Genomic DNA, 12694 nt, shown 5'->3' with positions numbered 1-12694 from the left:
GTGATGCCGACGGGCTTCACGTGCCTGATGACCGGCGCCATAGCGATGCGCGCATGCCTTCCCATTGACCCGCGCCGGCGTGGCGCGGTCGTGCGAGGAAGCGGGCCATGCCGGGTCAGGGAGCGTTCTCCCGGTTTTTTGCTGTTTGGCTCGGCGGTCCGCGCGGCTGCCTGCAGCGTTCGAACACCTCGATGACGATCATACGACCGCCGCAGCACGGGCACGGCGGGCGGAAGTCGTCTGGTTCCGCCGGGGGATCGTTCGTGACGGGAGGCGCGGCCGCGAGCAGTTGACGGGCGAGCGCGAGGCAGTCCTTGCGAGAGCCGCCTGCGAGCAGGCCGTAGTGACGGATGCGATGGAAGCCGCGTGGCAGGACATGGAGCAGGAAGCGGCGGATGAACTCGTTGGTCGCGAGCGTCATAACACGCTGGCGGTCGGCGTCAGGGCGACGATAATCCTTGTAGCGGAAGGTAACCCCGTTCTCGTCGAAGCAGATCAGACGGCGGTTCGAGATCGCGACCCGGTGGGTGTAACGCGACAGATAGGCGAGCACCGCCTCCGGACCGGCGAACGGCGGCTTGACGTAGACCACCCAGCGCTTCTTCCGGACCGGCGCCAGGTGGCGTAGGAAGGCCCGTCGCTCGGCGAGGTGCGCCATCGATCCGAAGAAGGCGAGCCGCCCAGCGTCGTGCAGCGTGAGCAGCCGGGTGAGGAACAGGCGGCGAAAGAGCTTGCCGAGCACCTTCACCGGAAGAAGGAAGGCCGGGCGCGAGGAGACCCAGCGCTTCCCGTCGAGCGCGATGCCGCCGCCCGGCACGATCATGTGGACATGGGGATGGTGCGTCATTGCCGAGCCCCATGTGTGGAGCACGGCAGTGATGCCGATGCGCGCGCCGAGATGCTGGGGGTCCGCTGCTATCGTCAGCATCGTCTCCGATGCCGCGCGGAACAGCAGGTCGTAGACCAGCGCCTTGTTCTGGAAGGCGACGTCGGCGACCTCGGTGGGCAGCGTGAACACGACGTGGAAGTAGCCGACCGGCAGCAGGTCGGCTTCACGCTCGGCGAGCCATGTACGTGCGGCCGCACCTTGGCACTTGGGACAGTGCCGGTTGCGGCAGCTGTTGTAGGCGATGCGCCACTGGCCGCAGTCCTCGCAGGCCTCGACATGCCCGCCAAGGGCCGCGGTGCGGCAGTTCTCGATCGCCGACATCACCTTGAGCTGCTGTTGGCTCAGATGCCCTGCATGGGCGACCCGGTATCCGGGGCCGGCAGCACGGAAGATATCGGCAACCTCCAGGTCCGCCCTCACCGGTTCAGCCGGGAGGCGACTTATCCTCCATCAGCGCCATCAGCCGGTCGAGCGGCCCTGCGACCGCGTGGATCGCCCGGGTCGAGACCTTGGTGTAGAGCGCTGTCGTTTCGAGCTTGCTGTGCCCGAGCAGCACCTGGATGACGCGGATGTCGACGTCTTGCTCGAGCAGGTGGGTGGCGAAGCTGTGCCGCAGCGTATGCGGGCTGACGCGCTTGCGGATGCCGGCGACTTCGGCGGCTTCCTGAACCGCGCGATGGAGCTGCCGCGACGAGATCGGATCGGTGCAACTGCGCCCCGGGAATAGCCAGCCATGCGGAAGCATCACCCCGCGACGCCTGCCTTCGCGCCACCACAGCCGCAGCAGTTCGAGCAGTTGCGGCGAGAGCATGGCGTTGCGATCCTTGCGTCCTTTGCCCTGTTCGACGCGGATCAGCATGCGTGTCGAGTCGATGTCGTCGACCTTGAGATGCGCGACCTCCGATACGCGCAGTCCCGCGCCATAGGCGACACCGAGCGCGGCCTTGTACTTGATGCCAGGTGCTGCTTCGAGCAGCCGCGCCGCTTCCTCCACGCTCAGCACGTCCGGCAGCTTGCGTGGATGGCGCATGATCACCAACACACGGGCCAGATCCCGCCGCTTCAGCGTCACCAGGAACAGGAACCGCAACGCCGAGACCGCGCCGTTGATGGTCGCAGGCCCGACGCCGTTCTCATGCTGATACAGCTGGAAGCGGCGGATGTCCTCGGGCGTCGCAGTATCGGGAGAGCGTCGGAGGAAGGCTGCGAAGCGCGCCGGACGTGACGAACGTAGTCCTGCTGGGTATGGGAGCCTAGGCCCCGCATGAGCATGTCTTGCTGCATGCGCTGGCGAAGTGGCGTGATCGGTGCATCGGTCGACAGGGTATCCATGGCAAGTTCCTCTCGTTGAAGGAACTCCATGGTCAGATCGCAGCTTCTATCCGCTCAAGACCAATGCCTGTCGCGCGATCTCAGAACGAGGCGCCCCTCCCGCGAAGCGGGTTAGTGCAAGAGGCGCAAAGCTGCCATTCCGCAGAAGACAAAAGGGATGGGCGAGTGGCTGGAACGGCTTCTTGAATCGATTTTGGCGAACTGCTTCGTAACCTATTGAAGGGATAACGATTATGTTAGTCGCTGAGGGTCATCGTTTTCTACGGAAAAACAATATGTTAGCGGATGGTTCGCCAGCCCCTTTCTCTCGTATTCTCTCGTATCGTCTGGCGAACCGAATGACCAGAACGGAGAGTAATTTGAAGCGCCAGAAGCGGCATCAGCCAAGGCGTTGCCGATGCAGGCTGAGCAAGAATCGTCGGAGTTACTAAATCCTCTGCAACCGCATGATGACGACGAACTGACCTCAGCGTTCGCAGACATCCATTTCTAGCTGCCCTCCCCCGCGAAACAGCAAGCCTTCTTTCGCGTGGACGTAGGCTTCCCGGCTACCATGCCATCAGGGCACCCGCGTCAGGGATCGCCGCGACTTCATGCGGTCCTTTGCTCTAGCTGTGCCACGTCCACGCTCTTGCGCAGGCCCGTTGCGACGACCGACACACGGAACTTTCCCGCCAGTGCCTCGTCGAAGATGGCGCCGACGATGATGTCGGCATCGGCGTCGACCTCTTCCCTTATCCGTGTCGCGGCTTCATCGACCTCGAACAGTGTCATGTCCATGCCGCCGCAGATCGAGGCCCTTGGCGCCTGTCGTGGAGGCTTCGTCGAGGAGCGGATCGGCGATCGCAGCCTCGGCTGCCGACCTTGCACGGCCTTCGCCGGAGGCCTGACCCAGGCGCCTCCCTGCAAGGTCCCCCGAACTTCTGTGCAAGCGCAACGCCTACCAACAACTGGAAGCTTCGGGCCACATGTTTGGCGTCCTCCATGGCCGGAACAACGGTTACATGAGACAGGCCCCAGAGCGTCAAATCCGTTGAATTGAACTCTCAACGATCACATCCAAAGCGCTGAATTGATTCGACCGTCGGCGGGCCGGGAGCTGGGCACGCCCAGAACCAGCTTCTCCGCCCTGATTTGGAAAGCTTCAAGCGCGTGAATCTGATTAGAATTGGACGCTTAGCTCAGGAGCGCAGCGCCCCTATTGATAGCGTCCAAGACGCTGCAGCACTTCGATCTGATAGCCGTCTGGGTCTGCCAAGAAAAAGAACCGCGCAAGCAGCGCGCCTTCTCGGTTGAATTCGACAATTTTTCGCGGATTGAGGCCCGCAGCAGCCAAACGCTTGTGTTCGGCCTCGAGGTCGTCGACACAAAAGGCCAAGTGGCCATAGCCTTCGCCAAGCGCATAGCGGTCGCTCCTGCCCTTGTTGATCGTCAGTTCAAGCTCGAAATCGGATTCTGCACCACGCAGATAAACCAATGTGAACGTGTCGAAATCCAACCGGTCCGCAACATCGAATCCGAATGCGCTTTTGTAGAAACTGACCGATAGGCCCTCGTCGGCCACCCGGATCATCGAATGTATTGCTTTCGCCAAAGAAGCCTCCCGCCTAGCGTGTGGTCTGGAATACCGCCGACCGCTGCAAAAGGGGTAGCAGCCGGTTACCACGTCGAGAGGCTTTCAGGCTGCGACCAAGATCCGATTGCAGTCACTACAAATTGAGGGGAAAATGCGCACCGGGTTGGTATCATCCCGGACAATGGACCTGGAAGGTCTTCGCCCGAAAACCAAACATCAAACGGGAGGTCTTCGCATGTGTAAGGTCTTTGCCGGGCAAGATCCGGAAGGATATAGGTTAATCAATCGCTCAGTTCGAATAGGCGGCCATTCGACGAGCATCCAGCTCGAGGCCACTTTTTGGACGCTATTGGACGAGATCGCCCATGGACAGGGGATGACGGCGCCGAAATTCCTCTCGACGCTTTACGATGAAGCGATCGAGATTAACGGCCATATCCCGAACTTTGCCTCGATGCTGCGCACCACATGCGCGCTCTACCTGCGCGACAGGCACCCGTTGAACAGCGAACCCCCGGAATGGGCCAACAAGGCGGCCTGATACGGGAATTGCTCAAACGTACGAATGCTGGAAATTCCCGTGTAGCAGCCACCTGCTACCAACGGCGCCAATTTCGGCGCTATCTAATATGAATGGCGGACCCGACTGTGGCAGTGTAAGGTTCGCTGCAACGAAGAAAAATTGCCGTAGCAGCACTGCCAACGAATCTGGGAGGATTCATGGTCGAGATCATCTCAAAGCGGGATGGCCCGCGGCGCGAGGACGTACAGGTCAAACGACTGATCGAGCAAAACCGCTCCACCATCGTCCGCCTTGCCGACCAGCTCAGCGCTGGCGGTTATTCAGCTTCCAAAAAGCCACGCCGGCAGCCAAAAGCGGAGGGCCTTATCATCCACGTTGGTGGTGGCCCGGTGTCGGCATCGGAAGCCAGGCCCTCTGTCCATGTCAGCATCAACGGTCGCGTGGTCTCGAAGGATCAGAACACGGGCCGCCAGCTTCATCACATAGGCGATATACGCGATCGCGACGGGGAACAGATTTTCGTGCTGGCGACCAAGCAGAATGGCTACTTCGCGCCGGTCGACGAAACCGTTGCCGCCAAGCTTGCCGACATGGACGGGATACGCCTCACCAGCGCCTACTCCGAAGAACAGCTTGCCGGCGACATCGGCGTTAAACTTGGCATCGGCTAACCGATTGGACGCCACGTCCGATCGGCGACAAGAGACAGCAATTGCACGCCTCAAAGGTTTCGTGATGACTGTATGAAACGCGATCCGGGTCCCAGTCAGATGAAGATCGATGCTCTTCCGGCGCGGGCGCCGTTAGCCGGCAGGCAAATGGTTCTGGGCAACATCGATTATGACGAGCGCGCCACCATGCGCGCCTGGGAAGATTTTCTGGCCGACGAACCCAAATGTGCCCGCGACCCAATCAAGCCAAGCCACGTCCGCTCGCTCATTCACGACTCCTGGTATCGCAGCGCAACCGGCGGCATCAACGCGCAAGGGCATGAAGCCCCGCTGAACAGCGATCGCGACGAGATCGAATTTCTGACCCGGGCCAATGCCGAACTGCTCGCGGCGGCGCGCCGGTCTTTCGCCTCCATCGGCCAGCTGCTGGAGGGTACAGGCGCAATGCTGGTTCTTGCCGACAGCGACGGCGTGCTGATCGACGCTATCGGCGACAAGAAGACGCTGCATAACGGCATGGATATCCACCTCGCCATCGGCGGCAAATGGAACGAGGGCGCTGTCGGAACCAATGGCATCGGTACGGCACTGTGGACCGGGGAGCCGACTTTCGTTCATGCGGCGGAGCATTTCTGCGCCGGCATCAAGTCCTGGACCTGCGCCGGTGCGCCGATCCGCGATCCGCTCGACGGCAAGATCATCGGTGTCGTCGACCTGTCGGGCTACTCGCCGATCTTCCGGCCGCATAACACCGCTCTGGTCGCCGCAACGGCCCGGCAGATCGAAAAGGCATTGGCCGAGCAGCAGGCGGAGCAACGAACGCGCCTGCTCGAGGCTTTCATCTCCTCGGCTTCCAGCTACCGCCGGAAAGACGGGTTGGTGATCCTCGATCATCGCGGCCGCGCCATCTTCCGCAACAACGTGCCCGATGGCGAAGCCACTGAAAAGACGGACGGCCGGATTGAGGCTGGCCGTGGGCGCTGGCTGATGAACCTTCCGTCCTCCGGTTCGGAGGCCGATATCGCCAGGGCGCTGCCGGCCCATCTGCGTTCCTGCCACATCACGCCGCTCAAGCTCGACGGCGATCTGCGCGGCGCGGCGCTCGTGTTCCCGTCGGCGTCTGCAGTCTCCAGCGTGACCGTGATCCACCGGGAAGCGGACAAGCACCTCCAGGACGCGGCCGCCATGATCGTCGGCGAAAGCGAGGCGCTGCTTACTGCCGTCGATGTCGCCTGTCGCGTCGCCCGCTCGAACAGCGTCGCCTCGCTGCTGGTCGAAGGGGAGACCGGCGTTGGCAAGGAGCTGTTTGCTCGCCTTGTCCATGCCGGCAGCCGGCGCACGGCAAACGATCCGTTCATCGCGATGAATTGTGGCGCCATCACAAAGGAATTGTTCGGCAGCGAGTTGTTCGGCCACGTCGGCGGCGCCTTCACCGGCGCCTCGCGCGACGGCAAGCCCGGCGTTTTCGAGCTTGCCAATGGTGGCGTGCTGAGCCTCGACGAAATCGGCGAAATGCCGCTCGAGATCCAGCCGTTCCTGCTGCGCGTCCTGGAAGAACGCATAGTCCATCGCATCGGCGAAAGCCGAGGCCGACCCGTGGACGTCCGGCTGGTCGCCTCGACCAATCGCGACCTCAAGGAGGAAGTCGCCGCGGGCCGCTTCCGCCGCGACCTCTATTACCGAATTGGCGCGGTCTCGATCACGGTGCCGCCGTTGCGTGACCGCGGCGAGGATGTGCTTCTGCTCGTAGAACATTTCAATCAGAAGATCGCCGCAGCCTCAGGCGAGGAGCCGCTGGAGTTCTCGCACGAAGCGCTTGCCGCGCTGCTCGCGTATCGTTGGCCGGGCAATGTGCGCGAGCTGAAGAACCTTGTCGGGCGTCTGCATGTCCTGGCGCGCGGCCGCGATATCGGACTTCACGATCTTCCCGAGGAAATCACGGCCCCCGCTTCCGGACAAAGCGCGAAGTCGAGCGACAATGCGGTCATTTCGCCGGAGGTGCCTGAAGGCACACTCGCCGAGGCGGAACGGCAGGCATTGAAAAATGCGCTGGCCGCGGAGGGCGGCAATCTCAGCCGGGTCGCGCAGCGGCTCGGCATCTCTCGGCCGACGCTCTACCGCAAGCTCGAGCAATACGGCATCCGACGTGAGTTCGTTTAACGAGCGGAAAAGAGAACCCATGGCATTCGCGCCATGGGTTGGTAGGATTTCAGCCAAAAGGGAGCCGCAGGCGGCAGCCGGTCAGGCCGGCTGCGGCACCGTTTCGCCGGCGCCGATCACACCTGCGCGCTGCGCCAGCCCGGCTGCGGCGGCGCCAAGACAAGGGGCCAGGATATAGAGCCAGAGCTGCGACAGCGCGGTTCCACCGGCAAACAAAGCAGGCCCGAGCGAGCGCGCCGGATTGACCGAGGATCCTGACACAGCAATGCCGGCGAGGTGGATCATGACCAGCGTCAGTCCGATCGCCAGGCCCGCCAGAGCGCCCGCGCCGCCTTCGGCGGTGGCGCGCAGGATGACGAGCAGAAAGAGGAATGTGGCGACGGCTTCGAACAGGAACGCAGAAGTCGCCGAATAGGCAGACCAGCCGTTCTGTGCAAAACCATTCGCGGCCACGTCATAGCCACCACCCTTGCCCTGCGCCATCACGTAGAGCGCTGCCGACGCCACGATCGCCCCAAGGCATTGCGCGACGACATACCCGACGAGGTCATTTGCTTTCATCCGGCCGGAAACGAAGACGCCGAGGCTCACCGCCGGATTGAGATGCGCGCCTGAGATCGGTCCGATGGCGTAGGCCATCGCCACCACCGACAGGCCGAAGGCCATGGCGACTCCGAGCAAGCCGATTTCGGAGCGCATGAATAGAACCGTCGCGCAGCCAAAGAAGACCAGCGCGAAGGTGCCGACGAATTCACAGATGTATTTGTTCATATTTTTCTCTCCCTCTGGATGATGGTGGGGACCGGACGGTGCACTCGTCCGCGCGAAGTCCGGTCCAAATGTGTTTCAGGGCACGATCACGCCGCGGCCGGTGAAGCGCCGGTTCTTGAAGTCGTCGAGCGCGGTGTTGATGCTGGCGAGGTTGTACTCGGTGTAATGCATCTTCACCTTGCCGTCGGCGTTGAGCTCCATCAGCTCGACGAGCTCGGTGAAATTGCCGACCAGGCTACCGCCGATGTTGATCTCTTCGATGACCAGATGCGCGGTCGGCACGTTGACCGCGCCGCCATAGCCGACGACGAACAATTGGCCGCCCTTGCGCACCATCTTCCAGCAGATGTTCTCGACGCCGAGCTCGCCGACGAAATCGATGACGACATGGGCGCCGCCGCCGGTGATCTGCTGGACCTCCTCGATGACATTCGGCCCGCCGTCGAGGACGAAATCGGCGCCGAGATCCTTGGCCAGCACGCGCGCGGCCGGCTCGCGATCGACGGCGATGATGCGGCAGCCCGAAATCGCGTGCAGCGATTGCAGCGCGATGTGGCCGAGCCCGCCGATGCCGAGCAGCACGCAGTAGCTTCCGGGCCGCAACAGCTTCGCGGCCCGTTTGGCGGCGCGATAGGCGGTGATGCCGGCATCGGCCAGCGGCGCCACTTCGATCGGCGTGACGTTGGCGTTGAGCTTAATCAGCGAGCGCTCGCTGGTGATGAAATATTCGGCGAAGCCGCCATTCATGCCGAGGCCGGGGAACTGGCCATTGTCGCAGTACATATCCTCGCCATGCCGGCAGTTGAGGCAGATGCCGCAGGAGCGGAACGGATGGCAGATCACCGCGTCGCCGCGCTTGACCGATCGGACGCCGCTGCCGACCTCCTCGACCCAGCCGGCATTCTCATGACCCATGATGTAAGGCAGGAGGCTGCCATCGGGATCCATCGTCGGTTTCCACACCCCTTCGATGATGTGGAGGTCGGTGCGGCACAGCCCGGCGGCGCCGACCCGCACGATCACCTCGTCCGGGGCCGTGATCGTCGGTGCGGCGACCTCCTCGATCTTGAGCTTCACGTTCATATGCGGGTCGTATTCGTGGAGTCTGGCGGCTTTCATCGTCGTGTCCTTTCAAATCATTCTGGTGGAAGGCCGCGTCAGGCGCGGCCAAGCTTTTCCGAACCGCCGCCGCGAGCCGGACCGGCGGTCGGGTCCTCGTCCTCGGCGAGATCGCCGATCAGCGTTTCGGTGGTCAGGATCAGCGTCGCCACGGAGGCGGCGTTGGCGAGCGCGGTGTAGGTGACGCGGACCGGGTCGATGATCCCGGCTTCGAACATGTTCTGGTACCTGCCGGCCGATGCGTTGTAGCCATGGCCGCCATTGACGCGAGTGACCTCGGCCACCACCGTTTCGGGATCGGCGCCGGCATTGACGGCGATGCGCCACAGCGGACGCGACAACACCGAGCGCACCAGGCGCACGCCTTCCGCGATGTCGCCGTCCGCCTCGGCCGCCACCTTGTCGAGCAGGGGCGCGATCTGGGCCAGCGCCGAGCCGCCGCCTGCGACGACGCCTTCCTCGCAAGCGGCGCGCACGGCATTCAGCGAATCCTCGATCAGCTGGATGGTGCGCTTCTGCTCGACCGGCGTGACGCCGCCGGCATAGAGAATGGCGGTGCCGCCGGAAAGCTTCGCCAGGCGTTCACGCAGCTTGTCCTGCTCGATGTTCGGCGGCGCGGCCTCATATTGCCGCTGCACCTGGGCGCGGCGCGACGCGATCGCGGCATGGTCGCCGCCGCCGCGAATGATCGAGGTGTAGGACGCGCTGGTCCTCACCCGCTCGGCCGTCCCGAGATCCTCGGCGGTGATGTCCTCCAGCCGGCCGCCGAGATCGCGCGCAATCACCTTGCCGCCGGTGATGATTGCCAGATCCTCCATCATCGCCTTGCGCCAATGGCCGTATTCCGGCGGATGGACGATGAGGTATTTCCCGGGCCCCTGCTTGCCGAGCAGCGTCACCACGACCTCCGGCGACACTTCCTCCGACACGATCAGCAGCGGCCGCCCGGCCTCATCGGCGAGGCGGCGCGCAGTCTCGAGCGCCTTGGGGTCCTTGATCTTGAGGTCGGTCATCAGGATCAGCGGCCGATCGAGCACGGCCTCCATCTTCTCCTGGTCGGTGACCATGTGATGAGAGAGGTAGCCGCGGTCGAAGGACATGCCCTCGACGACGTCGAGCGTGGTCTCGGTGGTGACGCTGAAATCGGTGGTGATGACGCCTTCCGCCCCGACGCGCTCGTGCGCTTCCGCCACCAGCGCGCCAAGCCTGGCGTCGGTCGCGGCGATGTTGGCGACCGAGGCGAGGATGCCGTTGCCCTTGGCGGGCTTGGCCGAAGCCTTGAGGGCGGCCACCACCGCCGCCACCGCACGGTCGATGCCCTTGCAGAGATCGACCGATTTGGCGCCGCGCTCATTCGCCTCGATCCCGCCCTGGATCAGCGCGTTGGCGAGCACGATGGCGGTCGTGGTACCGTCGCCGGCGACCTCGTTGGTCTGCATCGACACTTCGCGCACGACCTGCGCGCCCATGTTTTCGAAACGGTCGTGCAGCTCGATCTCGGAGGCGATGCTGACGCCGTCGCGGGTCACCATCGGCGTTCCGATCGGCCGGTCGATCATGGCATTCATACCCTTGGGGCCGAGCGTCGGTTCGACCGCTGCCGCCAGCCTGAAGACGCCGCGGGCAAGGGCCCGGCGGGCCTGCGAATTGTGAAGCATTATTTTAGGCATGACTCCTCCTTCCGCCTTACGGGCGGCTTGTTGGTTGGGGGCCTCGTGCGAGGGAGGCCGTTGCTTTCGACGTTGCCTAGACGGCCGGAGCGCTTCGCGCCGGCACGCGGTCCATGATGAAGTCGACCAGCGTCGGTTCGCCGTCGACCACATCCAGTTCCTTGTATCTTGTCTGTTTCAGCCCACGGCAAAGCGCGCCGTTGAACTCCATGTTGACGCGCACGCCGCGCAACTCGGCGAGATAGGCACTCAGCGCGGCGGGCGCGATTTGCCGCCCCTCCCAGGTCACGAAGACCGGATCGCCGGCCTGGCGCTCGGGAAACCGCTCGAGCAGAGCCGCCCGGTACCGCGGCTTCTGCACGGCCGCCTCGCCCGGCGCGAACCTAACGGCATCATATGCGGTCAGGTCCGTGCCGAGGATTTCGTGATCCGTGAGGCCGTGCTCGCGCAGACCGCGCAAGACCGCCTCCTGACGCCGCTTGAACGCCTTCATGCTGAAGGTTTCACGCAAGGTGTCGATATCCTTGTCCTCGGCAAGCTCGGCGAAGATGTCGCCGAAAGTCCTGCCCACCTCGATGCCGCGGTTGACCTCTTCGGCGAACATGTGGTCGTGCAGTTTCACGCGATAGGCAGGCGACCAGGAGAGCTGATCGAGCGCCTTGCGGACACCGTCGAGCATGAGGAAGGCGAAGTTGGGCGAGCACCAGTAGGTCGGCAGGCGAAAGTCGACCTCCACGTTGCCATCGCCCTTGACCTCGGCCCGCTCGACGAAGCCCATCTCGGTGATCGCTTCGTCGAGCTCCGGGTCATTGACCTCGCCAAGGCGCCGCCAGAGCTCCTTCTCGCGGCTGCCGGAAACACTGGCAGTTGCCATAGCCCCTACTCCGCCGCGATGCTGAAGGGCGAGCTTGCGAGCGCCTTCTTCTTGGCATCGATATCGATGTTGTAGAGGCGCGCGGCATTGAGACCGAGGATCTTCTCCTTGATCTCGTCGGTCAGTTGCACGCCGCGTTCTGCGGCGATGTCCTGCGGGATCTGGTAGGCCCAGAATTTCTCGATCAGCCAGCGCGGCGTCCAGATCGCGTAGTCGGAACCGAACAGGAGCTTCTCCGGCCCGAGCCAGAACAGCAATTCGGCGATGACCTCGCCGAAATAGCGCGGGCGCAAGTGGATGAAGGGAAGCGCCACCGCCAGGCCGCCATAGACATTGGTTTCCTGTGTCGCGATCCAGCAGAAATCGTCGAGGCGCGGCAGGCCGCAATGCTCGATGATCCAGTTGAGGCCCTGAAAATCCGTCGCCGCGTGGTCGACGTCGTGAACGTCGAACGCGTCCTTGCTGAGCGGGATGATCGTCGGGCCCTTGTGTACATGAATGTTCCTGATGCCGAGCTTTTCGCAGAGCTCGAAGCACCTGTAGGCATCGGGATCGGTGAGTTTCCAGCCCTTGGAGGCGCCGTTCCACTCGGCCGTGTACATCTTCACGCCCTTGATGTCATAGGTCTCCTTCATGAAGTGGATGTATTCCCGCGCCTTCTCGCCATCGCGCGGATCGAACGACCCGTTGACGATGAAGCGCTCCGGGTAGCGTTTGGCGACCTCGGCGTTGCGTTCGATCGTGTTGAAGCCGTTCTTGTAGAAGTCCTTCAGGTAGGTGGACTGGACGATCGCAACGTCATCCGGGCCATCGATGAAAAGGTCGCGATAAAGATCGTCGGCGCTGTATTTCTCGAACTTGCCCTTCGGCCACAGCTGCTCCTTCGGGCTTAGGTTGGTGTGATAGGCGTAGAAGCAGTCAATGAACTGCTTGCCGTGGATGTTCCTCTGGTTCTCCGGGCTGCCGTCCCAGAAATGGGTGTGGCCATCGACCACGAAGATGTCCTTGCCTTCAGGTGTCCTGTACATTCTTGCCTCCGAAGTCGGTCCTGTTGATGGGGCGTCGTGTTGATGAGGGCCGGCGCGCCGCGTTCAGGAAGCGCGCCGGGT

General features: G+C 63.2%; 10 protein-coding genes and 2 pseudogenes. 3 read left to right on the top strand and 9 right to left on the bottom strand.

The genetic code is table 11. The annotated features are described in order from the left end of the window. Positions 1-115: 115 nt before the first annotated feature. From ABID26_RS18840 to ABID26_RS18825, 4 genes and pseudogenes are all read right to left on the bottom strand, one after another. The gene (locus ABID26_RS18840) at positions 116-1309 is read right to left on the bottom strand and encodes an IS91 family transposase (protein ID WP_435528585.1); all 1194 of its coding nucleotides are present in this window, start codon (positions 1307-1309) and stop codon (positions 116-118) included. 4 nt (positions 1310-1313) lie between these two features. After that, positions 1314-2221: pseudogene (locus ABID26_RS18835) on the bottom strand (tyrosine-type recombinase/integrase). A 615-nt stretch (positions 2222-2836) separates the two neighbouring features. Then, a pseudogene (locus tag ABID26_RS18830) lies at positions 2837-3113 on the bottom strand (cell division protein FtsZ); the annotation flags it as partial. 306 nt (positions 3114-3419) lie between these two features. Then, positions 3420-3815 carry a VOC family protein gene (locus ABID26_RS18825; protein ID WP_292374023.1) on the bottom strand — a complete coding sequence of 132 codons (396 nt, stop codon included), beginning with the start codon at positions 3813-3815 and terminating at the stop codon, positions 3420-3422. Positions 3816-4032: 217 nt separating this feature from the next. Between ABID26_RS18825 and ABID26_RS18820 the strand changes: the two genes are divergently transcribed. The 3 genes from ABID26_RS18820 to ABID26_RS18810 all read left to right on the top strand — a co-directional run bounded on the left by ABID26_RS18820 (position 4033) and on the right by ABID26_RS18810 (position 7151). Further along, positions 4033-4338: a ribbon-helix-helix domain-containing protein gene (locus ABID26_RS18820; RefSeq protein WP_292301997.1), complete on the top strand. Its 306-nt coding sequence runs from the start codon at positions 4033-4035 to the stop codon at positions 4336-4338. Positions 4339-4517: 179 nt separating this feature from the next. Next, positions 4518-4991 carry a hypothetical protein gene (locus ABID26_RS18815; protein WP_292301984.1) on the top strand — a complete coding sequence of 158 codons (474 nt, stop codon included), beginning with the start codon at positions 4518-4520 and terminating at the stop codon, positions 4989-4991. 72 nt (positions 4992-5063) lie between these two features. Beyond that, entirely contained in the window at positions 5064-7151 is a 2088-nt protein-coding gene (locus tag ABID26_RS18810) for a sigma-54-dependent Fis family transcriptional regulator (RefSeq protein WP_354416037.1), read from the top strand. Between the two features lie 81 nt (positions 7152-7232). Here the strand turns inward: ABID26_RS18810 and ABID26_RS18805 are convergent, their stop codons facing one another. From ABID26_RS18805 to ABID26_RS18785, 5 genes are all read right to left on the bottom strand, one after another. Beyond that, positions 7233-7922, bottom strand: a complete 690-nt coding sequence (locus tag ABID26_RS18805; protein WP_354416036.1) for an aquaporin — start codon at positions 7920-7922, stop codon at positions 7233-7235. A 75-nt stretch (positions 7923-7997) separates the two neighbouring features. Beyond that, the gene (locus ABID26_RS18800) at positions 7998-9041 is read right to left on the bottom strand and encodes an NAD(P)-dependent alcohol dehydrogenase (RefSeq protein ID WP_292301990.1); all 1044 of its coding nucleotides are present in this window, start codon (positions 9039-9041) and stop codon (positions 7998-8000) included. 38 nt (positions 9042-9079) lie between these two features. Continuing rightward, positions 9080-10711, bottom strand: coding sequence for a molecular chaperone GroEL (gene groEL, locus ABID26_RS18795; protein ID WP_354416035.1), 1632 nt, complete (start codon positions 10709-10711; stop codon positions 9080-9082). A 76-nt stretch (positions 10712-10787) separates the two neighbouring features. Then, positions 10788-11585 (bottom strand): iron-sulfur cluster assembly protein, encoded by a 798-nt coding sequence (locus ABID26_RS18790; RefSeq protein WP_354416034.1) that lies wholly within the window; start codon positions 11583-11585, stop codon positions 10788-10790. Positions 11586-11590: 5 nt separating this feature from the next. Beyond that, positions 11591-12613, bottom strand: coding sequence for an amidohydrolase family protein (locus ABID26_RS18785; protein WP_292303423.1), 1023 nt, complete (start codon positions 12611-12613; stop codon positions 11591-11593). Positions 12614-12694: the final 81 nt, after the last annotated feature.

This window comes from Mesorhizobium shonense, from assembly GCF_040545255.1.
GTDB lineage: Bacteria > Pseudomonadota > Alphaproteobacteria > Rhizobiales > Rhizobiaceae > Mesorhizobium > Mesorhizobium shonense.
The sequence above is the reverse complement of the archived record's forward strand: the minus strand, read 5'-3'. Positions and strand labels throughout refer to the sequence as shown.